The following is a 25,016-nucleotide window of genomic DNA, read 5'->3' on the forward strand; positions in this document are numbered from 1 at the left end:
GGTAGAATAAAATCGCGAAGAAGCGAATATCCGCGGAGAGAAGGTAGATACCCGCGAAAGCAAAGCTCTAGCCATAAAAATGGAGACAGTTTGTAACCTTTTTCTTGTGTATACGACTACTTTATTGAATTCGGGAAAATGAAGGAGATGCTTTTTGTATGAAAATGACGAAGGTCGTACCATTTGCTATGTCAGCATTATTATTAGGGGGCGCGATTGGAGCTCCAACTGCATCAGCGAACGAAGGGGAACCTACTGTGATTAACGCAGAAACTTCAGTGCAACAAGTGCAGCCTATTTTTATTAAAGTGACAGGTACTGTTGAAAACGTAGAAGTACGTGAAAATGCCACATACTATACAGTGGTGGATGGTGACAATACAAATATTGTGATTGCCAATAAAGACTCATTAGTTTTCGACAATATGGGAAAAGAAGCCAAGCTTCAAAAAGGAAATAAGGTCTCAGCTTACTCTTATGCCAAGAAGCCGATGCTTGCGATTTATCCACCACAATACAACCCAGAAGTAATCATTGTAGAAACAGAAGAAATGGGTAGCGTGGAAGTGGATTTCTTCAATAAAGATTTAGTGGATACTGAAAATAACCTTAAGTTAAATGTTGGGGAAGACACGAAGCTAGCAAGTGCTACTGGTAAAGATGTGAAAGTGGACGATTTAAAAGAGCAGCATTTAGTGGTGTTCTACACAATCGCAACAATGAGCATCCCTGCTCAAACACCGCCATCAAAAGTGATCGTATTAGATACGATTGAGAAGGAAGAACCTGTTGAAGTGGATCCAGTTCCAACACCAGAACCAGCTCCAGTTGATTCAGCGGTTCAAGAAATTATCAATAAAGACTTTTACGAAGTAGATGGGACTAAAATGGTGCCGCTACGCTTAATCGCTGAAAAGCTAGGCTTTAAGGTGGAAGTAACGCCAAAAGGTGCCATTGTTTCAAAAGGAGCCCTTTCGTATACAATTACGCGAGGTCAAAAAGAATATGGTTATAATAAAGCGCTTCGCCAATTTAAAGTAGCCCCTGCTTTATTAGAATCCGGCAAAACATATGTACCTGTTGAATTTGTTGAAGAATTAACAAAATAATCTCGTCATCCCCCTTTATGGTTTCTACCATGAAGGGGGATTTTTTATGAGAAAAAATAGTTGTAGAAAAATATTTTGAAAAAGGTTTAGAGAGCATTATGAGACAACTGAAATTGGTTTTTTGTGGAGTATTCATTTTACACTTATGAGAAATAAGTGGCTTTAGAGAGAAAAAATCATACGTAAAATAAAATCCTGAGTATTGACAATTATCGAACTATTATTTAAAATTCAAAACAAATCCACATAAATACAGAAATAAAGTGTTGGATTTGTGGATTTTGTTGGATTTAACTTTGTGTTTGGAGTGATGATGTATGTCTCTTTCGTTTGAGGAACGTAAAAAAGTGATTTTAGATATTTTAGATTTAGAAGGAAAAGTAAAGGTAAGTGATGCAGAGCAGCTATTAAATGTTTCAGGCGAGACTATACGTAGAGATATGGATCGATTGGAGAAAGAAGGGCTTCTACACAAAGTCTATGGGGGGGCTGTGAAGGCAAAGGAAAAGTATGAGAGGACCTTTGAACAGAAAACGTCACTTAACAATATAGAGAAGAGAAGGATTTGTAAGGCTGCTGCAAGTATTGTGGAAGACGGTGATGTTATTTTTATCGGTCATGGTACAACAGCCTATGAAATCGTTCGTTATTTAGGTGATAAGCCCAACGTCATTGTCGTCACCAATTCACTCCCAGTTTTATCATTAGCCGCAGAATGCTTTCAAGGGAAGGTGCTCTTTGCGGGAGGAGAATATGAACATCGACAAAAATTTATGGGAGGTCCATTAGCTGATTTATTTTTTAATCAACTAAAGGCAAATAAAGCTTTTGTTGCTGCAGGTGGGATTTCGTTAGCTGATGGTATTACCGACTATGATATTACGGGCGCAGCGATTTCAAAGAAATTAATAGAGCGGGCAGAAAATACGATTATTTTAGCGGACCATACGAAATTTGGTGTCTCTACATTTGCGCATATTTGTCATTTAGAGGACGTTTCGATGGTGATTACAGATCAAAAGAGCTCCACACAATGGCAGGAACGATTACAGCAGAAAAAAGTGGAGTTATTCATTGCAGGTGAAATGTTGGATGACGTCAATGTATAGGAAGGTGGAAACTATGGACTATTTTGCAAATAAACAGGCAACCTTACAAAAATCAATTGACTGGTGGAATCCAGGAAAAACGAAACAGTGGCAAATCGATGGTGTCGATGTCGTTATCGGGAAACGAGAGGGCTATTATTTTTACGATGTGGATGGCAAAAAATTAATGAATGCGCATCTCAATGGCGGAACGTATAACCTTGGCCATCGTAATCCAGAAGTCATTGCTGCATTAGTGGAAGGAACCAATTATTTTGATATTGGCAATCATCATTTTCCATCTACTGCACGTGCACAGTTAGCTGAAAAATTAGCAGCCTGCACACCAGAAGGCTTAACATATTCTATTTTCTCTAGTGGTGGAAGTGAAGCAATTGATGTTGCCCTAAAGTGTGCGCGTTATGCTACAAAACGTAAGAAAACGATTTCCATTAAAAATGGATATCATGGGCACACAGGTCTTGCAGTTTCGCTTGGCAATGAACGCTATTCAAAACCGTTTTTAAGTGAGGGCAGTCCACATGAATTTGTGCACGTGCCATTCAATGATCTTGCGGCAATGGAACGTGAGCTTGCTAGAGGGGATGTAGCTAGCGTAATTATCGAGACCATCCCTGCGACATATGGGTTCCCCTTGCCCACTGCTAATTACTTGGCTGATGTCAAATCACTTTGTGAACGATACGGGACATTATATATTGCAGATGAGGTGCAAACAGGCTTAATGAGAACAGGTAAACTGTGGGGTATTGAGCACTATGGTGTGAAACCAGATATTCTGGTGACAGCAAAGGGTCTAAGTGGCGGTATTTATCCAATTGCAGCTACAGTGGTCAATGAACGAGCAGGCGGCTGGATGGAAGAAGATGGACTAGCCCATATTTCTACATTTGGTGGAGCAGAACTAGGTTGTGTAGTGGCGATGAAAGTATTAGAAATCTCCCAACGTCCTGAAGTAGTAAAGAATGTAGAATATGTTGCTCGTTATCTACGAAGTGGCTTAGAGCGTATTCAACAACAATATCCAGATTTCTTTGTGGGCATTCGTCAGCTTGGCGTTGTTATGGGCCTAGAGTTTAATCATCCTGAAGGGGCTAAATATGTGATGAGCTCCTTGTACAAACATGGGGTATGGGCTATTTATTCAATGCTGGATACACGTGTGTTGCAATTTAAGCCAGGGCTATTATGTGATAAAGCGTACTGTGATGAATTGCTTGAAAAATGTGAGGCGGGCATTAAAGAAGCAGCGCAGCTTGTAAAATTTGCACGCTATTAAAGGAAAGAAAGCTTGTCAATTTAGTAAACAGGGGGTTTTCTAGATGGGTCAAATGGATTTCATAGATTTAGAATTGGTCCTTTCCAACTTTCATCAAGCAGCAAATGATGCATTAAAGGAGTTTAGTTGTTTACTAGAAGCATCTTGTAAAATGATTGATTATTCCGAAAATGCAACGTATCTCGTAGAAGATGGGCAGGGCAAAAAATATATTCTGAGGATCAGCCGACCAAATTACCATAGAAAAGAGGAAATCGAAGCGGAGATTGCCTGGTTAAACTCGCTCCATGAGCAATCTCCTATTGATGTATCATTACCGATGCGAGCAGATGACGGTGACTACGTACATGCTCATTCGTATAATGACACGATATATTATAGCACATTATTTACATTTTTGGAGGGCACTGCTCCTGATGAGAATAATGAAGATGATTTAATTCAGCAATTTGAAACATTAGGCGAAATAACAGCCATGTTCCATAAACATACAATCGAGCAGCATGATTATTACCAAGCCTTTCAGCGCATGACATGGGATTATGATACGATTCTAGGTCAATCTCCGAAATGGGCGAGATGGCAGGATGGACTTGGAATGACCCCTGCACGAATCGCTTTATATGAGGAAGCATCACATATCATTCAAAAGAAGCTTGAGGCATTTGGGAAAGATAAAACAAGATTTGGCCTTATCCATGCGGATCTACGCTTAGCTAATTTACTCATCTATGGGGATGAAATTAAAGTGATTGATTTTGATGATTGTGGTTTTGGGTGGTTTTTATATGATTTAGCCACATCGGTGAGCTTTATTGAGCATATGCCGTATCTTGATGAGTTGATCGCTTCATGGGTTAAGGGCTACTGCAAAATTCGATTATTAACAGACGAAGAAAAAGAGATGATCCCAACTTTTATATTAATGAGAAGACTACAGCTTATTTCGTGGATTGGAAGTCGAGATAATGAGACAACGCGCTTACTTGGTGAAAATTACACGCTTCAGAGTGATGATTTAGTGAAAGCCTATGTAGAAAAGTATCAAGACTGTAACAACTAAATAACGATAAAAGGTGGCGAATAACATGTCTTCGAAAAAGGATGAAATCATCGTATTAAAGAAAGCCCTTACACCCATCCATTTATGGACAATTGGCGTCGGCATTGTGATTTCTGGTAACTACTTTGGCTGGAATTTTGGTTTAAGTCAATCTGGTTTTTTAGGAATGCTCATTGCCACATTATTTATGGCGATTATGTATTTAACGATGACCTTAGGTATTTCTGAATTATCGACGATGTTACCTTATGCAGGAGGCCCTTACTCCTTTGCTCGACGGGCGATGGGTCGTTATATCGGTTTTATTACAGGGGTTGGTGTCGTGCTGCAATATGTCATTGCCGCACCAATTATTGCGATTGGTATTGGGGGTTATATTAGCTTTTTATTTCCAGCCGTACCGACAGTTGTGGCAGCTGCCTTTATGTATGCTCTGTTCATGGGTGTTCACATTATTGGCATTAAGGAATATGCCACAATTGAAATGGTGCTTGTCTTTATCGCGTTAGGGTTATTAGTATTAATGTATTTCGTTGGATTGCCGCAAATTAATGTAGGGCATTTATTCCCTGAGAGTGGTGATCTTATACCAGGTGGATTTAAAGGTATCTGGTCAGCATTGCCCTATGCGATGTGGCTATTCCTAGCAATCGAGATGTTGCCTATGTTATCGGAGGAGACGAGAGATGTACAGAAGGACATGCCAAAGGGGTTAATTTCAGGTATGGTGACCTTGCTGATTTTATCCATTTTGACAACAACTGTTGCCATTGGGCTAGCTGGCATCGATGTTATGACGGTTGCTGAAGATCCATTGCCAGCAGCGATTGCCGCTGTGTTTGGAAATACGTATTGGTTGGCGCAGATTTTAGCATCTGTAGGCTTAGTAGGACTAATTGCAAGCTTTTCAGGTGTGATTTTGGCCTACTCTCGTCAGGTCTATGCTTTATCACGTGCAGGCTATTTGCCAAGCATGTTATCGAAGATGCATAAAAAGCGTCAGACACCATATATGGCCATTATTTTGCCAGGCTTTATCGGGTTAGTGTTAGTCATTTTATTTAATCCAGATGATTTAATTTTAATTTCTACATTTGGGGCATTAGTATCGTATATTACGATGAATTTATCGGTGCTGATTTTGCGTAAAAAAGAACCTCATTTAGTGCGTACCTTTAAGACACCACTGTATCCCTTTACGCCTATTGTCTCACTTGTGCTAGCCGTCATTGCTATCTTTGCGAGCTTCTTTGCGAATTTGACTTTTTTCATCGTTTGTTTGGCTGTTTTTGCTGTGGCAACGGTCTATTATTGGGTGTGGGCAAGACACCATATTAATGAGGATGCACCAGAGGAACGCTTTGCGAAGGACGCTAAGGTGCAGGTAGAGGTGCAAGCACCAGTATCGCCAATAGAGGCTATACGAGAATAAATAAAGGGATGGGTTTTCCTATGACAAAAGTGGAATGGGTCATTTTTGATAAGGATGGAACAATCATTGAAATGGATTCTTTATGGATTGCCTGGGCAAAAAATTTATATGTCAATTTAACTGAAAATTCAGACTTAAAAATCTGTTTTTCCTTACAAACCTTTTTAAGAAACATAGGGGTTAACGACAATGGAGCAACGATTGACCCAACGAGTCCTCTAGCCATTGGAAGTATACAAGAAGCTGAGACGATCGTGGCATTTTTACTCTATCAGCAGGGAATCCCATGGAGCAAAGGGGTAACACTGGCGAGAGCAGCTTCCAACTTAGCCACATCACAGCAGGAAAATAGCGAGGTACAGGCATTACCTGGTATTCGTAATCTTTTAATAACCTTAAAAAATCAAGGGATGAAATTAGGAGTGATTACAGCTGATCAAACGGCACGAGCCAAATCACATTTACAACAGCTAGAGTTATTAGCTTTGTTTGAATTCGTTCTAGGCAGTGACCAAGCTACATCCAGTAAGCCCTTCCCAGACTTAGCATATGTGGCAAAGGAACAATTTCAAGTACCACTTGAGAAAGCTGTGATGATTGGCGATTCGAATGCAGATATGCTCTTTGCTAAAAATGCTGGCATGTGTTTTTCAATTGGCATTATTCCTGTAGCCACATACCCAAAGGATTATTTACCTGATGCAACCACAATCATTGAAGCGTATGACGAATCTGTTCTCACCATGCTAATCGAAAAGGAGTGAGCATATGGACAATCAGCTAATTGCCAAGATTACTGAATTGGTATTGGAAAAACTATCGCAAGGCTCTCAGCCTGAACTAGCTTCTAAAATATTAACAAATGAAGAATTACAGGAATGGCAATCATTTCGATTAATAAAAGAAAATCACCATCAGATGCAGCAATCAACTGTCCCTTCCTATGAAGCATTATCTACGCATGAATTACAGCATTGGCAAAGTCTGCACCAGCAATCATCAGGCACTGTCTCTGTAGCTAATTCGAGCGACTTAATTGCCCTAAAAAAATTTACATGACGGGAGGTTCGTCATATGGTGAGCGATCAAGATTTGGTTTCGATACAAGAGGCAAGAGACGGTATAGCAGCCGCTTCGATTGCGCAAAAAATGTATGCCAGCTTTACGCAAGAGCAGGTCGATCGAATTGTCGAGGTCATTGCCCAAGCTGCGTATAAACAGGCAGAAAATCTAGCCGTATTAGCTGTTACGGAAACAAAGATGGGCATTATTGAACATAAAAAAATAAAAAATGAACTGGCTTCTCAAGGTGTCTATGAAGCCATTCGGCATGAAAAGACAATAGGCATTATACACGAGGATAGGGTAGCAAGGCAGGTGGAAATTGCTTATCCATTCGGTGTTATTGCGGCAGTTACACCTGTCACAAACCCGACTGCTACAGCCATTTTTAAAACGCTAATTGCCTTAAAGGCGCAAAATGCCATTGTCTTTAGTCCTCATCCAACAGCAGTCAACTGCACCATTGAGGCATTGAAAATTTGTCAGCAGGCAGCCGTTCAGGCAGGAGCACCAGAGGGACTTATTCAATGGATTAGCCATCCAACATTAAAAGGAACAGAGGAACTTATGCATCATCGTGATGTACAGCTCATTTTAGCAACTGGTGGAGCAGGGCTTGTCAAAGCTGCCTACAGCTCAGGGAAACCAGCCTATGGTGTTGGCCCTGGGAATGTTCCTGTCTATATTGATCGCACAGCAAATGTGAACGAGGCAATGAAACAAATTATCGATAGTAAATCTTTTGATAATAGTACTATCTGTGCCACAGAGCAAGCTATTGTCGTGCATCAGGAGGTAAAAGCGCAGGTGATGGCTGCTTTAGCAGAAAATGGGGCCATCCTTCTTAGCGGGCAGGACAAGGAAAAATTAGCAAAGGTAATTTCACCAGTAGCTCGTACATTAAATAGCCAAATTGTTGGGAAGCCAGCAACCGTAATTGCCCAAATGGCCAATATTGATGTCCCTCGACATACACGTGTATTAGTGGCGGAGGAACAGGAGATTGGGAAGGAGTATCCATTTTCCATGGAAAAGCTTTCTCCTATCTTAGGTCTTTATACGGCTCGCTCGCAGGAAGAAGCCGTAAAGATTTGCCGTCGCTTGCTTGACGTTGGAGGAAGAGGACATAGCTTGGCTATTCATGCACAGGACGAACATTTTGTTAAGCAGTTTGCCGCTCAAATGCCCGTGTCCAGAATAGTAGTCAATACTTTAGCATCTGTTGGGGCAGCAGGCGGTACGACAAGTTTAACGCCTTCCTTTACATTGGGCTGTGGGGCCTACGGGGGAAATATTACGAGTGATAATATTTCTGCACATCATTTATTAAATAAAAAAAGAGTGGCCTATGGTGTGAAGGCACTAACGATTCCTCCCCCACGGCATCCACAAAATATACAGCCTCTACCGATGCAAGCAATTGAAGGGGTATCTATTGACAGGCTAACCATTGAAAAGATTGTAGAGGAAGTACTCACAAAGCTAAGTAATTAGAGGAGGAAAAGGAAATGAGCGTAGAGATAAATGGAGCTTTAGGCATGATTGAAACAAGAGGCTTAATCGGATCAATTGAGGCGGCAGATGCCATGGTAAAGGCAGCAAACGTCAATATTGTAGGGAAAGTACATGTTGGTGGCGGTATTGTGACGGTGCTGGTGACAGGTGATGTCGGGGCAGTCAAGGCAGCGACGGATGCAGGCTCTGAGGCCGCACGTCGAGTAGGTGAGCTATTATCGGTACATGTTATTCCACGCCCTCATTCGGAATTATACGCAATTTTACCTAAGTGAAAAGTGAGGGAGTGTGATGAAAAACAAGCAAGTACATGCTGCTGTTGTTACGAATCAAAGTATCCCGATTGCGATTTCTGCCCGTCATTGTCATGTTAATGAGGAGGATTTCTATTATTTATTTGGTAGAGAGGCAGCGTTACAGAGCTGGAAGGATCTTTCCCAGCCAGGTCAATTTGCATCACAGCATGTCCTAACGCTAAAGGGACCCAAAGGTCAAATTGACAAGGTTCGGGTTTTAGGCCCATTTCGCACTGCAACCCAAATCGAAATCAGTCAAACGGATGCCATCAAGCTTGGCGTAACACCACCGATTCGTATGTCAGGCGACTTAGAAAAATCTGAATCGATTACATTGATTGGGCCTCATGGAACTCTCCATAAAAAGCAAGGATTGATTATTGCACAAGCACATATACACATGGATATATCCGATGCTATTGCCTTCAATGTCCAAGATAAGGAAATCGTGACGGTGGAAATCTGTGGGGATGTACGTCAACTACGATTAATGAATGTGGTCATACGCGTTTCACCAGCATTCGTTCTTGAGATGCATGTAGATACAGATGAGGCGAATGCAGCCGCTCTTCAACAGTATTCAATTGGCAAGCTTATCAAAATGGAGTGACAGGTATGGATATAAAAGAATTACAGAGAATCATCGAAGAAGTAGTCACATCGATGATGGAAAAAAAGCATAAAAGACTTTTGCTTGTCCATTCTCATACGACCATTTCTGAGAAACAGGTGGGCGTATTACAAAGCTATTGCCATGTTGAGGAGTGGCAGGCAAATGATACCATTAGTCCCACTCAGCTATTCTACGATGCTATTGTTTTTCTCGAAGTGGATCAAACATTTATCGTCAGCAGTGCCCAAGGCTTGCCTACTACACCGGCAGCCTTGTATCTGTCTGAGTTGCTGGTGAACAATCGAACAGCAATTTTAATTCCTAATGAAAAATTATCTGCTGTTGTCACAGCAAAGGAACCGAATCCTTACATGAAAATGTTGTTGCATCATATAGAGCGCCTAAAGGAGTTTGGCTGTGACATTCAGTTATTTGCACAGCTTATTCGATTTTTAAAGCAGCAAGAGGAACCGATTCGTTCGACTATAGTGGCAAACTATTTGACAGCAGAGATGCTTCAATCGTACAAGGGGCAACAGCTGACACTGCCTGCCCACACAAAACTTACAGCACTAGCACAAGAAATGATCCAGGAAAAAGGGATGACGATACAAAGATATTAGCAGGAGTGTTGTTACATGATGAAATCGATTGGTATTGTGGAGACAAGAGGACTTGCGATTTCCATACGAATCGCAGATGCTATGCTCAAAGCAGCGGATATTCGAATACTTCGACAAGAAACCATCGATTTGGCTCTAGTAACCATTGCCATTGAAGGGGACACAGCGGCCATTCAGGAAGCGATAGCCATTGGTACACAACTAGCTAAAGCAGCCAACCAATGGATTGCCTCTTCGACTATTTTAAGGCCAGATATTGCGGTGAATGGATTAGTAACAGAAATTGCGAAAAAGCCAAGTACTTAAAATGAAGAAAAGGAAAGGTGGAGGAACGAGTTGAAGGTCGATTTAACGGGGAAGGTTGTCATAGTTACTGGTGGTAGTAAAGGAATTGGGAAGGGGATTGCTACCGTATTTGCGGAACAGGGTGCTCATGTGGTGATTGCAGCAAGAGGTATTGAAGCTGCCACAGAAGTAGCAAATCAATTACAAGCGCAAGGATTCTCAGCTTCTGCTGCCACTGTTGATGTTGAAAACTATGAATCTGTTGAAAGCATGGCTACGGAGGTTGCTAGCTCCTTTGGTTCCATCGATATTTTATGTGCCAATGCTGGTATTTTTCCCTCCATGAAACTAGAGGACATGACCACTGACCATTGGGATCAGGTATTAAATGTCAATGCCAGAGGAACGATGTTTGCTGTCAAAGCTTGCGTGCCCCATTTAAAGAAAGCGAATGCTGGCAGGGTCATTATTACCTCATCGATAACGGGTCCGGTGACTGGCTATGCTGGATGGACACATTATGCCGCAAGTAAGGCAGCTCAATTAGGTTTTATGCGGACTGCGGCTCTTGAATTAGCCCCTTATAATATTACGGTCAATGCCGTGTTGCCAGGAAATATTGCAACAGAAGGCTTAGATGGTCTTGGTGAATCCTATCTACAAAAGATGGCGAAGGCGATTCCTTTTGGTAGCCTTGGTCGTGTGGAGGATATAGCGTATGCTGCATTGTTCCTAAGTAGTAAGGAGGCAGGCTTTATTACGGGTCAATCGATCATTATTGATGGTGGCCAAACATTGCCTGAAGATGCAGAGGCATTTTAAGAGAAGGAGGGATACGAGATGAATTTAGGCGCATTAGGAATGATTGAAACAAAGGGCTTAGTGGGCTCTATTGAAGCAGCCGATGCAATGGTCAAGGCTGCCAATGTGAATATTGTTGGTAAAGTCCATGTGGGTGGCGGTATTGTCACGGTACTTGTTCGCGGGGATGTAGGGGCTGTGAAAGCCGCAACAGATGCAGGAGCCGCAGCAGCACAACGTGTTGGAGAGCTATTATCTGTACATGTGATTCCACGACCACATGCAGAATTGGAAGCGATTTTAAAAGTGTAATAATGAGTGAGGTGGCTATATGAATGAACAAGCAATAATGCAAATTGTTAATGATGTCATAGCCGAATTACTACCTAAAAAAGAAGCAGCTCCTACATCATATGAAATTCCTATAGGTATCTCTGCAAGGCATATTCATTTACAACAAGAGCATGTCGAGCAGCTATTTGGGAAAGGTGCTACGTTAAGTGTGAAAAAAATGTTAGCTCAACCCGGCCAGTTTGCAGCACATGAAACGCTACAGGTGGTGGGACCAAAAGGAAGCATCCAAAATGTACGTGTATTAGGTCCAGCTCGCACCTTCACACAAATTGAAATTAGTCATACTGATGCGATTGCCCTAGGAATTCAACCACCTTTGCGTGAATCGGGTGAAATTGCTGGCTCAGCTAGCTGTATCCTGGTAGGACCTAGGGGAAGTTTGATTTTACAAGAAGGGGTCATTATCGCACAAGCACATATTCATATGGCACCTGCTGATGCACAGCAGTTAGGTGTTCAAAACGGTCAATATGTCTCCGTTAAGGTGCAAGGGCGACGTCCCATTACCTTTGAGCAAGTGAAAATTCGTGTGGCTGATCACTATCAATTAGAAATGCATATAGATACAGATGAAGCAAACGCAGGCTTCATCCAACAGGGCGAAACAGGTTCAATTATAACAGGTAAGATGGCAGGAGAGCCTTACAATAACTTCGTCCGTCCTCCAATTGAAATTAAACACAAGATTATAACGGCAAATGATGTAAGCCGTTATCAAGGTGAGACAGTGATAGTCCCCAAAGAGGCAAGGTTGACGGCACTGGCGAAGGAGGCCGTGGAAAAATTAGAAATTGAACTTCAGTTTCACGAAAAAGGATGAGGGTGCATGCGGATAGGAACAGTGGTCGGAAATATCTGGGCAACACGTAAAGAGGAAGGGCTACAGGGATTGAAATTACTCATTATCCAGCCAATAAAGCTGGATGGTCAACTGAGTGATGAACAAATTGTTGCTGCAGATCGTATAGGTGCAGGTGTTGGGGATAATGTCATTTTAACAATGGGAAGTGCTGCCGTACGAAGTTTTTCTACGACCAGTATTTGTCCAATTGATGCCATTGTTGTTGGCATTATAGATGGCACAGATGAATCGTGAGGTGAACACAGTGACAGAAGCGATAGGAATGATCGAAACGTATGGCTTGATTGGCTCCATTGAGGCTGCGGACGCTATGCTAAAAGCAGCCAATGTCCAATTAGTGAAACAGGAGCTAGTAGACGGTGGTATCGTAACCATTATTGTCGAGGGAGATGTGGGTGCAGTACAGGCTGCGGTTGAGGCTGGCAAAGCGGCAACAACGCGAACGAGCAAGCTACTAAGCGCACATGTAATTCCACGAGCAGCCAATGAAGTATTCACAGCGATTATTGATGAAAAACAAGCGACAAAAGCGACGGAGACAGCAGCCAAAAAAACAAGCGCTCGCCAGAAGCCTCAGCAAACAAAACTTGTCGAGGATGAGCAGGCAGATAAGTAATCGGCGATCTTTAGCAATGAATCTATGTCGTTAGGAGGGAGAGGCAGATGAGCTTTAGGCGACCCAAAATCGCCATCATTGGCGCTGGACATACAGGTGCAACCGTAGCGTTAATGGTCGCACAGAAACAGATCGGGGATATTGTGCTTATCGATTTACCAGATTTCGAAAATGCTGCGAAAGGGAAGGCACTAGATATTCTCCAAACTGGACCCATAGAAAGATTTAACGTACAGGTGACGGCTACTTCAAAGTATGAGGAAATAGCTCATGCTGATATTGTGGTTATCACGGCAGGTATTGCAAGAAAGCCTGGCATGACACGACAGGATTTAATTCATACAAATGCGGCAATCATCCGCACGGTAAGCGAACAGATCAAACGTTATGCGCCAACTAGCTATATTATCGTCTTAAGTAACCCTGTTGATGCCATGACCTATGTTTGTCTGAAAACTACAGGTTTTCCAAAAAATCGTGTCATGGGACAATCAGGTGTTTTAGATACAGCGCGCTTTAATACCTTTATCGCACAGGCTCTTCAGCTCGCTGTCGAGGATATATCGAGCTTCGTCTTGGGTGGGCATGGCGATGAAATGGTGCCACTCGTTCGCTATACGTATGTCGGAGGAATACCACTAGAAAAATTAATGCCACAAGCACAGATTGAGCAATTAGTGGAGCGAACGCGAAAAGGTGGAGGCGAAATTGTCGCCCTACTTGGCAATGGCAGTGCTTACTATGCCCCAGCCGCCGCCATTGTCCAAATGATTGAAGCGATTGTGAAGGATCAACGGAAAGTATTGCCCATCATTACGTATTTACAGGGCGAATATCAAGTAAACAATGCCTGCATCGGTGTCCCCGTTGTTTTAGGGGGAGCTGGTATTGAAAGTGTAATTGAATTGCATTTAAACGAAGAGGAACAGCAAGCATTTAATCATTCGGTTCACCAAGTTTATCAAACATTAGCCTATATCAAATGATGCAAGCGCATGACACCATCTAATAGTGACATGTATTAGATGGTACCGTACATAGTTGAGGCACCTTACGATGTTGTAAAGGTGCTTTTTGTTGTTCAAAATTTTCTTTTAATGGAAGATTGTTTTCTGTACAATTAAAAATGTTACTACTGATGCACAAAGGAGGACACGATGAAACAAGCACTCATCATTATCGATATACAAGAGGCTTTCTTTCTAGATAGCCAGCAAAATCTTTGGAACAGTGAAGCTATTATCAAAAATATTAATGCCTCCATTACATGGGCACGGCGCAACGAAGTACCCGTTATTTTTATTCAGCATACAGACGCAGATGATGTGGATTTTGCATTAGGTCAACCAGGCTGGGAACTCTATCATGGATTACTTAGACAGGCGGAGGATCAAGTGATTCAAAAAACAACGTGGGACGCTTTCTATCAAACGGAGCTTGCAGCTTATTTACAAGCGCATCACATCGACCAATTGATTTTCGCGGGTGCTCAAACAGAGTTTTGTCTTGATACAACAATCCGTAGTGCTTTTAGTCATGGCTACCAGCATAATGTTTTAATAGAAGATGCACATAGCACCTTAGATAGTAATATACTGGCAGCACCACAAATTATTCAACATCACGAATCCATTTGGCATAATCGTTTTGTGCGGATTCAGTCAATTGGAGGATTCGAATATGCTGATTGATCAGAAAGAGCTCCAGATAAAAGAGCTATCCTATACAATTCGCTGTGCCCGACGCGAAGATGCCCAAGCCTTATCAGATTTACGCTTGCAATTAGACGGTGAAACGGAAAACTTCGATCGTGAACAGGGCGAGGCGTTGATTGATCGAGCAGGCTTTGAGCGGCTTATTCAACAGGATAGCGAAAGCCCCAAAAATCTATGTTTAGTAGCGGTTGTCGATGATCGGATCGTTGGATTCTCAAGGTGTGAGGGCTCTCCACTCAAAAGGCTTGCCCATAAAGTAACATTTGGTGTTGGTGTCAGTAAAGAGTTTTGGGGCTATGGCATCGGAAAAGCCTTGCTGCAAGAATCCATTGATTGGGCAGATGCCAATGGTGTTCGCAAAATAGCACTAGAAGTGTTAGAAACCAATGAAAAAGCGATACAGCTCTATAAAAAAATGGGCTTTTTAGTGGAAGGCATTCTGAAAAATGATAAATGCCTTGCAGATGGTATGTTCTATCATACGATCATTATGGGAAGATGGCAGGAATAGCAACGTAGAAGGAATTTGAAACAGTATGACAAATTTTATGTATATCTTTTGTTTAATTGTCTGGGGTCTTAATTTTATTGCAGTCAAAATTCAAGGAACGCCAGTCAGTTTAGAATTATCTTTAACCTATCGTTTAGTCATGACAGCCCTTTTATTTTTCATCCTTGCTTGGTTCTTGAAACCACAGGGTAAACCACAACAGCGCGATGTACCGTTTATCATCGTTTTTGGCGTTTGTAATTTTGCATTCAGCTATTTAGCACTGTATTATGCGACGATATGGAGCTCGGCTGCGATTGTCACATTAATTTTTTCATTAAAAGTCATACTAACACCCATCGCTCTACGGATATTTCTCAAGGAGCCATTGCATCGTCGTGTTTTAATTGGCGGCATTTTAGGTGTCATCGGCGTGGGGGTGCTGATTTATCCAGCTTTACATAATATCGAGTTAAAAGGAGTTTTGATTGCCTTCGTAGGGACTGTCCTGACAGCCATCGGAGATGCAAGCTCTGCCCGAAATGCCAAGCATCAAATAAACCCCGTTTATGCCAATGCCATTGGTTTTGCATTGGGCAGTGCAGTCATGTGTGCCATTGTTTGGCTACAGGGACAAACAGTCGTGATACCTAAATCTTTTACCTACTTATCGGCTCTCTTGTACTTAACGCTTATCGCATCCTTCCTCGCATGGTTATTTTACTTAAAACTAGTCGAACGAATAGGCGGGGCAAAAAGTGGCTATATGGTTGCGTTATTCCCCGTAATTGGCGGTTTTGCTTCAGTTGTCATTGGCGAATCAACACTTAGTATTTATTTAATTCTAGGCTGTCTTTTTAGCTGTATTGGGGCTGCGATTGCCTTAGGCTTTAAAATTAAGCCTATTTTACGATGAACGAAAACCCCTTTCCCTTCATAAACTAGAGAAGAACGCTTGAAAAGGGTGAGGGACAAAATGTCATTCGTTCCATTGAATGCAATGGGTATCAGGAGAGAAAAAGATGAGGATCACTGGGACATTGATCGCTGGGAAAATGATGGTGGCAGAAGCTTAGAGGCGTGAGGGAGACAGAAATTTGTCTCCCTTTAAATATTTTTGAAACCTTTTGATCAATTGCTCGTATGATAAGTAGACAAGTTTTCATTATCAGCTATAAAAAAGGGAGAAATGATTTTTTTGAACCATTGAACAAAACGATTACTATTCATTATTTACGTGATTGTCATTGCGGATGCGTATTACACAACGCTCTATATTGAACCAAAAACACCGCCGCAACACCAAACCATCAAAGCAACAGCCATCACGGTAGACCAACTACGGTAGCAAGCCTCACAAAAAGAGGCGAACAGCCCGTCGCTCGAAGCCTTTTTCCTTCAAGCAATTTCTTCAAAGCGTGGCCCAAGAAATGGTGATGCAAGGAAATTTCGTCGAAGCACGAACTCAAAAGCGTGTCTATTTACACTATCAACAGCTACGTTGCTGACACCCTGTACATTTACAGGGTTTTTTTAATAGGAGGAGCAAAATATGAGTATGGCAACCTATATAGGCTTCAATTTTCCAGTTGAAATACAGGATGACTATACAGAAAATGAAATTGACATAATTTATTTTTTCTCAGTAGAAGAGAATCGCCAAATTGTACAGGCAAAGCATTTTACAACACCCTATGTATATGAAATCGAAACAAAGGGAGAGCCCATTTGGCAAATGCATAACGAGAATAAAGTGTCTTCCCCACATAACTATGAAAAAGCCAAAAAAACTTTTCTTCATGTTTGTGACTTTCTAAAGAATTTCCTTTCCAAAGGAGATTATTGCGAAATCTATATTTGCTGGATAGGAGAAGAAGGGGAGGACCATGAGAAAAAATTCGAACTTTCGTTATACCAACTGCCAGTAGATGAGGTAGAAATCGATGAGAAATGTTTGATGATGTTGAGAAACTAAAACCTTCAAACAGAAAAAAGATTGAAGCAATAAGCCTCAATCTTTTTTCTGTTTGCTAGGAAGCTGATAGCCCTCTAAGTCTGGAATAAATTCTTGTGGATCAATCGGCACATTCACTTCAAGCCTTTCTGGATGAACATAGCTTGTCAGCTCACCATTTTGGTCATATGTTTCACTTTTAACGAGAATGCCAGTATCTTTATCCACCCAAAAACGAAACGCTTCTGTCGTGCCTTTTAAATTTTCACTATTTGTCACCGTTTCATCCATTTTCCCAGCTAATACGATTGTATTATGACCTAACAACGCTTCATTTTGTTTTTCAATCTCCCAATGTTCCATATTTCTTAAATAACTAGCTGCTTTCTCATAAGCGAACAACGACATACTTGAACTTCCAAATGAAGGTCTTTCTCTCAATTTATTAGATGAAATAGGCGGATATTTCAAGTCAATACTAAAAGCTTGCTCAGGAGTAACTATGTCTCGTTTTGACTTCTGTTTCGTTTCACTAACTGTAGAAACTTTTTGTCCATTAAGTGCTGTATATTTTAACCAGCTCTTTCTGTTGTTATAATAATACTCCTGTGTATCGTTCTTGATTCCCGTCGTGTTATCATCTAAAGCGATTATTTTTTCATAGCCTCCAATTTCTTTTTTGGTACTTACTTTATAAGTAACACCTAATGTTCTAGTGGAATCGTCTTGAGAAATTTTATATTCTTCAAATTTTCCAGCTGCAGAGTGAAAATAATCGATCGAATTTAATAATTTACTCACGACTTCCTCTTTCGTCATATCCCCATAAAATTCTTCTTGGATCGGGGGATGATAAAGAGTAGCTTCCATTGTAGGTTCGTGTGAACGGTCTCCCTTAGCAACTGGTTGTTCTGTCAGCTCCATGACCATAAAATAGCTAGCCCCTATAAGAAAAAAACCAATGACAGCTATAGGTAACAAATGATTGAAAATGGATTGAAATTGGGGTTGTTTCTTGTGACCTTTTCGAAGCCTCTGCCTTACTTTTTCTTTACGTTTCTCATTAAAATGAATGTCCTTGAATGCCGTGTCATCCAATGCCTTGCCTATATTTTTAAACATATCATTCATTTATCTTGCACCCCTCCATTGATTTTTTGAGCAAAAGGCGAGCCCTATGAAGTCGAGACTTAATGGTTTGTAAACGCAAATCTAACAAATCAGCTATTTGGTTATAGGACAGCTCTTCATATTAATATAAAATAATAAGTTCTCTGTACCGTATTGGTAGAGCAAGAATCTTTTCAGAAAGTAATCGTTTATCCTCCTGTCCGACTAATTCCAGCTCAGGAGATTTACTAGTACTCTTAATTTTTGAGAAAAATTCTGTCAGAACAATATTTCTATAAGACCAGCTTTTTAATTTATCTTTACATAGATTGACAGTAATTCGATATAACCATGTTTTATAGGAAGATTCATTCCTGAAATTATCTAAATGCTCATAGCACTTTATAAACACTTCTTGCGCAATATCTTCCGAAAGCTGCTTGTGCTTTATATACGTAAAGGCAAGACGTGCTATGTCATCTCCGTATGCCTTCATCAACCATTCAAGCCTCTCCTCCTTACTACATTCACTGCTAACTTCTATTGATGTTCTCACATGTTCAAGCATCTTCCACACCCTTTCAATTATTAGACGGAGTTGGTGCTATTTGGTTGTAATCAATTTACTATAATAACGAAGGATTTGTAATAGCAATAGAAAGAGAGTATGAGAGGTTTTTGTGTTATTATTCAATAGTAAAATGCTAATAAATGGTGAAAAAGGGGAGTAGTATGCATACACAATTCGAATTTACGGTTTTTCCTCAATTGGAAACAAAACGTTTTATTTTACGAAAAGGGATAATGGATGATGCCCAAGATATTTTAAGTCTTTATTCTAATGAAAATGTAGTGAAGTACCTGCCATTACCATTGTTTGCTTCAGTTGAAGATGCTATTGATGAAATCAATTGGTATGAGAAAATTTTTAAAGAACAAAAAGGGTTAAGATGGGTAATCGAGGAAATTCAGACCAACAAGGTGATTGGCACATGTGGCTATTTGAATTATGAAAAAGAGCATAATCGTATAGAAATTGGCTATGATTTAAACCCTGACTATTGGGGGAAGGGTGTGATGCAAGAGGCTTTAAGCATGATCATCCACTTTGCCTTTACATCCATGGGAATCAATAAAATCGAAGCAAAAATAGAACCAGAAAACATAGCATCTATCAAACTATTGGAAAAATTAAACTTTTCTCAAGAGGGCCTTTTGAGGCAACATGAATTTGAAAAAGGGAAGTATGTGGATCTCGCTATCTTTTCCCTATTGAAAAGTGAATTTTAGGTGGTTAGAAAAGTCGCACTCATTATGAGGGGTGGCTTTTTTTACTGCGAGATACATAGAAAATCAGCCATATTTCACGTATTTATTAAATGGAAAATATTATAAAATTAACTAATGTAAGGTATTGTTATAAGTAATGGATAACCTTCTAAGGAGTGAGAGAGATGAAGCTCATAAAAGTTGTATTGACAGGACTATTGATTAGTGGATTGTTAACAGGTTGTATCGAGGAAGAAGAAACGAAAGGCGAAAAGGTAAAAACAGAAGTAACAAAAATCAAACAAGTAACAACAGTAAACCCTTCGAAAATCTGGAAGGATGTTTCAACCCCAGAAGGCTTCAATAACTATGGAATTGAACCAACGTTGGAAGCATGGATTGCCTATCATGCCCAAGATATTAACAAAACAACAGACGTAGACGAATATTATCTAAGGGCAGATCGTCTCACGAAGGAAATGATTTATTTTAGGGTTCAAGGGGAAGACCTTCAAAAGGATTTTGAAAATTTAAATGTACTGCAGATTTTGATGGGACATCTGGATTATGTGATATCGGTAGAGAAACAGCAAGGTCTTGATACAGCTGAGTTCTATGGAAAATTAACTAAGTGTTTTACGTATTTCACTGAATTACTTCACGATCTCAACGTAATCATCAATAACGATGGCAAGGGTGAAACATATGGGCTCACACACCAATTAGACGGGAGCAAGGTGGACGAACTCGAAAAACTTCTTTATTCAGAGGCTGGTAAGGAGTAAAAGTAAAATAGATTTATTTACTATAAAGAAAAATATCAGGAGGAATATTTTTGAATAATAAACAACTAATTCCTACAAATGAAATTAAAGAAGAGTTTGAGGCCATTTTAGTAGAAAATGATAGTATTGCGCAATGTGTAATTCATTTAAAAAACGGCACGATCAAAAACAAACAACGCTTAGACACCCGCTATGACGAGTTTGCTTTGGATACTGTGAATAATGAATTTTGTTTTAGTCTAAAAGATAAAAATAGCATAAATTTTCATAGAATTAATCTTCAAACATTCAGTCAAATAAATGCGGTAACATTAAATTTATACAATTATTTTTCTTCTGAAGAACTTAAGGATGAAAGCTATTATTCCAAGTTAATTTACCTTAATCATCAATATTTGTTGTATTTTATTACGAAAAGAGAAATGAACTATGGACATCCTTTTTATCAATGTATTTTTTTAGTAGACACTTCAACAGGAGAGATAAAACAATTAAATCCTTTACTTCCAAACGGAGATAATTTACTAAGATTAGATACTTCCAAAAACATCTATCTAAGCAATCATAATCACTTTTTGCTGTTAAAAACCGGGAGAATTAGACCCTTTGAAAAACAATCAATGTATAAAAATGTAGATATTGAAAATCCTTATCATGACCACCTTGAATCTATTTATTTAATGAAGGTTTCATCTTTAATTGATCAACAAAATTTTAATAATGCAACACTGATATCTTTATTAAATTATTCAGGTGCTTCTGAAAAATTGCAATATGAGAACAATATTCTATCATACGTAGTATCTGATTTTACTAACAATACTAAAGAATTAATAAAACATGATTTGTTAATAGGGGATATTTCAAAGTTTCAAGATGATCAATTAATACGAGAGTATTTAAATGCTGATTTTGAAATATTACCAAACTACTATGATTATATCTCTATATTATCTAAACAGGATAATGCTAATACGTTTAATCTAATTGACGATGAATTGTCGTTTAATGTAAAGCTGGACGAGATAAGCTGAGAGAATTTTAATTTGTTATAAGCATCTGTAATGGAGGATGGATTACATAGGTGGAAGAATAAACCACTCTCCGATGAAGTGACTGCATAGGATAGATACAATTATTTTCATTAGGAAGCTGTTTGGCATAGATTCGATATCCTATCGGGATTCATGTCTTTTAATTTTGCTTTCATCCATGCTAATTGGTTGGAGTGATAAATGGAAATAGTTATCCAAATGAAAGAGTTAAGAGGTATTATTACATTACAAAGCAGATTAGTGGAAGTAAGATCTGAGAGGGGCTTGTGTATGAAGCGTTTAGTTATTGGCATTGTAATAATTTGGTTGATTTTATTGACCATGTGGTTTTTTACTACAGGATCGCCAAGTTAGGGTTTAATTAGATTATTAAGCTAGCGAGGTAGGTTAATGGAAAATTTATCTACTTAGAGAGACGAGGGTAATAAAATGAAATATTTTACTAAAGAATGGCATGAACTGTGTCAAAAAAATAATCTCCATCTGCATTTAGAGGAAGAAAAGCAAGCTGAAACATTCTCAGAAGAATATTTTCAACAGCTTTACGACTTTGAATTAAATAGTTGGCTTACTTTACAGGAAGAAGCTAATTTAATATTAAAATTTAATGAAACAGCAAACAGAGATGAAGATAATCACTATGAACCTTTTAATAAAGAGAAGGGAATAGAACAATTCCATGATATTTTCATACATAATCTTATGTATTTAAAAAAGCAATTACCAAAAACAATAGTAAAACAGATTGCAGATATAAGGGTGTTTGCTTTAGATAAGGCAACTCGTAATGTAATAAATGCTGTAACTCAACTTTGCGAGGAAAATAAAAGAATTGTAACTACAGTAATTGAAGATTATAAAAGATATATAAAAGAAAACTCAGCATTACTGGATATAGAAATTGATGGGGATTTTAGCTTCCATGATTGCAAAATTATAAAATCAATCAAGAATGATAAATCCTTAAATTTACTCCTTGATAACAACGGGAGTTATACAAATATAGATGAGGTCATATTTGAAAATTTTAATATTATCAAACAAGATAATTTGTTAGAAGATGCATGGTGGCTGTATGAGGAAATATATAAAGTGAATGACAAATATGAATTTCACGTTTTGCTACAAAATGAAACGATGGATTTAATTGATTTTATTATATCAGCTGAACAAATTTCCTTTATAAGTAATAAAAATAATCTTTCATAGTAAACTGAGGCGTTTTTAAAAAAGCCAATCCGTGATGGGTGGTCTTAATTTGTTTATGTATGATTGATTTATTAAAAGTCACATATCCAATCATAAATTTCTTAAAAAGAGTTTGAATTTAAATATGAAGGCATATTCCAAATTATGATATGCTTTTTTTTTTTTGAGGTGTAAACGTTCGTTTAGGTTGCTATTCAAAATAAGCTCACATTGACATAACGTAAAAATCATACATATACGCCAGAAGGTTATAACAAAATTCTAGCATTTTTACTTTTATAGAAACTAGATAAATTAAATAGCCTTACTCACGCGTTACTTTACACACGTTGCAGTTTTAATCAGCCCTAATTTACATTTAACACCTCAAATTATTAAGTGAATAAAAAGGGAGGTATCTTATTGTTTAAAGAAGTTTGAAAACCTAAATTAGTACTATCTTTTTTAATGGTTTTTATAGGTTTCTCACAAGCATTTAACAACTGGGGAGAAAAGAGAGGTTTATCTTTATTCTTTTTAATTGCTAGTAGTGTACTTTTACTTCTTTTATTATTGGTCTGATTGTTTATAGGAAAAGGCAAATAACGCTAAAGACTAAAAAGCTTCAAAGGGATTCTGGGTTATAAAGAAAAAAAGATTGAAGCGATTAGCCTCAATCTTTTTTACTCACGCATTCCTATACATACGCTAGCTGGATTTTATTAGCCACACTAACATGTTGTAAAATACACTTGTTGCTCAAAATAGGGGATATTATCAGAGATGATGATATATCAATTGCATAGTCAACGTGCATTCTTCTATTTTACGTTCGGATAAATCATTGTTGCTGGGTCTACATATTCATCGAACTGTTCTTCTGTAAGTAATCCGCTTGCGATGGCTGCTGCCTTTAAGGTCGTGCCTTCTTTGTGGGCCTGTTTTGCGATTTTTGCTGCGTTTTCATAGCCAATATATGGATTTAATGCTGTTACAAGCATTAATGAATTTTGTAAATTATGATCAAGTACTTCTTTGTTTGGCTCAATGCCTACTGCACAATGGTCGTTAAATGATTTCATTGTGTCTGCTAATAGGCGAGTTGATTGTAAGAAGTTGTAAATGATGACTGGTTTAAAGACGTTTAATTCAAAGTTACCTTGAGAAGCGGCAAAGGCAATCGTTGCGTCATTTCCAACTACTTGCGTGACAACCATTGTCATTGCTTCACTTTGGGTAGGGTTAACTTTACCTGGCATAATGGAAGAGCCAGGTTCGTTTTCTGGGATCGTAATTTCCCCAATACCTGAACGAGGGCCACTTGCTAGCCAGCGAACGTCATTGGCAATTTTCATTAAATCAGCCGCTAAAGCCTTTAATGCACCATGTGCTACAACAGCTTCATCATGACTTGTTAAGGCATGGAATTTATTTGCAGCCGATGTGAATTGTTTGCCTGTTAGCACACTAATTTCCTCAGCCACACGATCACCAAATTCAGGGTGAGCATTGATTCCTGTACCGACCGCTGTTCCACCAATTGCAAGCTCCTTCATATAGTCAATATTATGGATAATCATATGCTCTGATTTTGCGAGCATGGCTGCCCAACCGCCAATCTCTTGACCTAATGTAAGAGGTGTCGCATCCTGTAAATGCGTACGACCAATTTTAATAATGTCCTTAAATTGAGCGGCTTTATCTTCCAAAGTTGCTTTTAGTAAACGTAGTCTTGGTAATAAATAATCTTCCACTTTTAAAACAGCCGCAATATGCAATGCTGTTGGGAATGTATCATTAGAGCTTTGTGATTTATTGACATCATCATTAGGATGAATACGGTCCGCTTCACCAGCATCCTTTAATAGTTGATTCGCACGGTGAGCAATGACTTCGTTCACATTCATATTGGATTGTGTACCACTACCAGTCTGCCAAACCACAAGAGGGAATTGATCGTCCCATTGACCATTTAAAATTTCATCTGCAGCCTGCACGATGGCATTTGTTTTAATATCAGAAAGTTTGCCTAATTTATTATTCGCAATGGCCGCACTTTTCTTTAGGATCGTCATAGCTTGCACAAGCTCGATTGGCATTTGTTCCGTACCAATTTGGAAATTTTCTTTACTGCGCTGTGTTTGCGCGCCCCAAATTTTATTAGCAGGTACTTTAATTTCACCCATAGTATCTTTTTCAATACGATAATCCATGTCAAAACAGCTCCTTTAGTATGTAAAGTTCTCCTCATGTACAGATAAAAACGGATACTCTTAGTCTGATGTAAGAATATCCGTTTGATACATGCTTATTCAAAAAAGAGGGGGATTCTGAATGAAGCAATTTGGAGAAAGAAATAATCTATTGATAATGATAATTGTTATCAATTAAAAAGTCAACGGTTTAGCTTGAAGAAATTTAAAGTGAATGA

Annotated in this window: 28 protein-coding genes and 1 pseudogene; 26 read left to right on the forward strand and 3 right to left on the reverse strand. The window is 39.2% G+C overall.

Annotated features, from left to right (window positions below):
• Nucleotides 1-158 precede the first annotated feature (158 nt).
• The 22 genes from HCH28_RS22360 to HCH28_RS22465 all read left to right on the forward strand — a co-directional run bounded on the left by HCH28_RS22360 (nt 159) and on the right by HCH28_RS22465 (nt 17,199).
• A complete protein-coding gene (locus HCH28_RS22360; RefSeq protein WP_221683157.1) occupies nt 159-1,109 on the forward strand; it encodes a stalk domain-containing protein in 951 nt (316 codons plus the stop codon).
• Between the two features lie 317 nt (nt 1,110-1,426).
• Entirely contained in the window at nt 1,427-2,218 is a 792-nt protein-coding gene (locus HCH28_RS22365; RefSeq protein ID WP_004229022.1) for a DeoR/GlpR family DNA-binding transcription regulator, read from the forward strand.
• Between the two features lie 13 nt (nt 2,219-2,231).
• Complete coding sequence (locus tag HCH28_RS22370) at nt 2,232-3,497, forward strand: class-III pyridoxal-phosphate-dependent aminotransferase (RefSeq protein ID WP_202341857.1); 1,266 nt, start codon at nt 2,232-2,234, stop codon at nt 3,495-3,497.
• Between the two features lie 43 nt (nt 3,498-3,540).
• Nucleotides 3,541-4,560, forward strand: coding sequence for a phosphotransferase enzyme family protein (locus tag HCH28_RS22375; RefSeq protein WP_221683158.1), 1,020 nt, complete (start codon nt 3,541-3,543; stop codon nt 4,558-4,560).
• A gap of 25 nt (nt 4,561-4,585) precedes the next feature.
• The gene (gene eat / locus HCH28_RS22380; RefSeq protein WP_221683159.1) at nt 4,586-5,992 is read left to right on the forward strand and encodes an ethanolamine permease; all 1,407 of its coding nucleotides are present in this window, start codon (nt 4,586-4,588) and stop codon (nt 5,990-5,992) included.
• A 20-nt stretch (nt 5,993-6,012) separates the two neighbouring features.
• Nucleotides 6,013-6,756, forward strand: a complete 744-nt coding sequence (locus HCH28_RS22385) for an HAD-IA family hydrolase (RefSeq protein WP_221683160.1) — start codon at nt 6,013-6,015, stop codon at nt 6,754-6,756.
• Nucleotides 6,757-6,760: 4 nt separating this feature from the next.
• Nucleotides 6,761-7,051 (forward strand): hypothetical protein, encoded by a 291-nt coding sequence (locus HCH28_RS22390; RefSeq protein ID WP_221683161.1) that lies wholly within the window; start codon nt 6,761-6,763, stop codon nt 7,049-7,051.
• Nucleotides 7,052-7,066: 15 nt separating this feature from the next.
• The gene (locus HCH28_RS22395; RefSeq protein WP_221683162.1) at nt 7,067-8,548 is read left to right on the forward strand and encodes an aldehyde dehydrogenase family protein; all 1,482 of its coding nucleotides are present in this window, start codon (nt 7,067-7,069) and stop codon (nt 8,546-8,548) included.
• Nucleotides 8,549-8,562: 14 nt separating this feature from the next.
• Nucleotides 8,563-8,844 carry a BMC domain-containing protein gene (locus HCH28_RS22400; protein ID WP_004229005.1) on the forward strand — a complete coding sequence of 94 codons (282 nt, stop codon included), beginning with the start codon at nt 8,563-8,565 and terminating at the stop codon, nt 8,842-8,844.
• A 16-nt stretch (nt 8,845-8,860) separates the two neighbouring features.
• A complete protein-coding gene (pduL, locus tag HCH28_RS22405) occupies nt 8,861-9,475 on the forward strand; it encodes a phosphate propanoyltransferase (protein WP_221683163.1) in 615 nt (204 codons plus the stop codon).
• Between the two features lie 5 nt (nt 9,476-9,480).
• Entirely contained in the window at nt 9,481-10,101 is a 621-nt protein-coding gene (locus HCH28_RS22410) for a hypothetical protein (protein ID WP_221683164.1), read from the forward strand.
• A gap of 15 nt (nt 10,102-10,116) precedes the next feature.
• Nucleotides 10,117-10,407, forward strand: a complete 291-nt coding sequence (locus tag HCH28_RS22415) for a BMC domain-containing protein (RefSeq protein ID WP_048390435.1) — start codon at nt 10,117-10,119, stop codon at nt 10,405-10,407.
• Nucleotides 10,408-10,437: 30 nt separating this feature from the next.
• A complete protein-coding gene (gene fabG / locus HCH28_RS22420; RefSeq protein ID WP_221683165.1) occupies nt 10,438-11,208 on the forward strand; it encodes a 3-oxoacyl-ACP reductase FabG in 771 nt (256 codons plus the stop codon).
• A gap of 18 nt (nt 11,209-11,226) precedes the next feature.
• On the forward strand, nt 11,227-11,499 hold the full coding sequence (locus HCH28_RS22425) for a BMC domain-containing protein (RefSeq protein WP_221683166.1): 273 nt from the start codon (nt 11,227-11,229) through the stop codon (nt 11,497-11,499).
• Nucleotides 11,500-11,518: 19 nt separating this feature from the next.
• Entirely contained in the window at nt 11,519-12,361 is an 843-nt protein-coding gene (gene pduL / locus HCH28_RS22430) for a phosphate propanoyltransferase (protein ID WP_221683167.1), read from the forward strand.
• A gap of 6 nt (nt 12,362-12,367) precedes the next feature.
• Nucleotides 12,368-12,637, forward strand: coding sequence for a EutN/CcmL family microcompartment protein (locus HCH28_RS22435; RefSeq protein ID WP_004228986.1), 270 nt, complete (start codon nt 12,368-12,370; stop codon nt 12,635-12,637).
• Nucleotides 12,627-13,019: a BMC domain-containing protein gene (locus HCH28_RS22440; protein ID WP_221683211.1), complete on the forward strand. Its 393-nt coding sequence runs from the start codon at nt 12,627-12,629 to the stop codon at nt 13,017-13,019. The genes HCH28_RS22435 and HCH28_RS22440 overlap by 11 nt, the downstream gene beginning before the upstream one ends.
• A gap of 47 nt (nt 13,020-13,066) precedes the next feature.
• Nucleotides 13,067-14,005 carry a malate dehydrogenase gene (gene mdh / locus HCH28_RS22445; protein WP_221683168.1) on the forward strand — a complete coding sequence of 313 codons (939 nt, stop codon included), beginning with the start codon at nt 13,067-13,069 and terminating at the stop codon, nt 14,003-14,005.
• Nucleotides 14,006-14,176: 171 nt separating this feature from the next.
• A complete protein-coding gene (locus HCH28_RS22450) occupies nt 14,177-14,710 on the forward strand; it encodes a cysteine hydrolase family protein (RefSeq protein WP_221683169.1) in 534 nt (177 codons plus the stop codon).
• On the forward strand, nt 14,700-15,245 hold the full coding sequence (locus tag HCH28_RS22455; protein ID WP_221683170.1) for a GNAT family N-acetyltransferase: 546 nt from the start codon (nt 14,700-14,702) through the stop codon (nt 15,243-15,245). The genes HCH28_RS22450 and HCH28_RS22455 overlap by 11 nt, the downstream gene beginning before the upstream one ends.
• A 25-nt stretch (nt 15,246-15,270) precedes the next feature.
• Complete coding sequence (locus HCH28_RS22460; protein ID WP_221683171.1) at nt 15,271-16,140, forward strand: DMT family transporter; 870 nt, start codon at nt 15,271-15,273, stop codon at nt 16,138-16,140.
• A 636-nt stretch (nt 16,141-16,776) separates the two neighbouring features.
• The gene (locus HCH28_RS22465) at nt 16,777-17,199 is read left to right on the forward strand and encodes a hypothetical protein (RefSeq protein ID WP_221683172.1); all 423 of its coding nucleotides are present in this window, start codon (nt 16,777-16,779) and stop codon (nt 17,197-17,199) included.
• A 36-nt stretch (nt 17,200-17,235) separates the two neighbouring features.
• Here the strand turns inward: HCH28_RS22465 and HCH28_RS22470 are convergent, their stop codons facing one another.
• Entirely contained in the window at nt 17,236-18,309 is a 1,074-nt protein-coding gene (locus tag HCH28_RS22470) for a hypothetical protein (protein ID WP_221683173.1), read from the reverse strand.
• Nucleotides 18,302-18,856: pseudogene (locus HCH28_RS22475) on the reverse strand (sigma-70 family RNA polymerase sigma factor). Before HCH28_RS22475 ends, HCH28_RS22470 begins: the two are co-directional and overlap by 8 nt.
• A 164-nt stretch (nt 18,857-19,020) precedes the next feature.
• Here HCH28_RS22475 and HCH28_RS22480 point away from each other — a divergent pair.
• From HCH28_RS22480 to HCH28_RS22495, 4 genes are all read left to right on the forward strand, one after another.
• On the forward strand, nt 19,021-19,578 hold the full coding sequence (locus tag HCH28_RS22480) for a GNAT family N-acetyltransferase (protein WP_221683174.1): 558 nt from the start codon (nt 19,021-19,023) through the stop codon (nt 19,576-19,578).
• A 164-nt stretch (nt 19,579-19,742) separates the two neighbouring features.
• Complete coding sequence (locus HCH28_RS22485; RefSeq protein ID WP_221683175.1) at nt 19,743-20,342, forward strand: hypothetical protein; 600 nt, start codon at nt 19,743-19,745, stop codon at nt 20,340-20,342.
• 50 nt (nt 20,343-20,392) lie between these two features.
• On the forward strand, nt 20,393-21,376 hold the full coding sequence (locus HCH28_RS22490) for a hypothetical protein (RefSeq protein WP_221683176.1): 984 nt from the start codon (nt 20,393-20,395) through the stop codon (nt 21,374-21,376).
• 450 nt (nt 21,377-21,826) lie between these two features.
• Nucleotides 21,827-22,606 carry a DUF4085 family protein gene (locus tag HCH28_RS22495; protein WP_221683177.1) on the forward strand — a complete coding sequence of 260 codons (780 nt, stop codon included), beginning with the start codon at nt 21,827-21,829 and terminating at the stop codon, nt 22,604-22,606.
• An 800-nt stretch (nt 22,607-23,406) separates the two neighbouring features.
• Here the strand turns inward: HCH28_RS22495 and fumC are convergent.
• Nucleotides 23,407-24,798 carry a class II fumarate hydratase gene (gene fumC / locus HCH28_RS22500; RefSeq protein ID WP_221683178.1) on the reverse strand — a complete coding sequence of 464 codons (1,392 nt, stop codon included), beginning with the start codon at nt 24,796-24,798 and terminating at the stop codon, nt 23,407-23,409.
• Nucleotides 24,799-25,016 lie beyond the last annotated feature (218 nt).

This window comes from Lysinibacillus sp. K60 (assembly GCF_019731275.1).
Taxonomy (GTDB): domain Bacteria; phylum Bacillota; class Bacilli; order Bacillales_A; family Planococcaceae; genus Lysinibacillus; species Lysinibacillus capsici.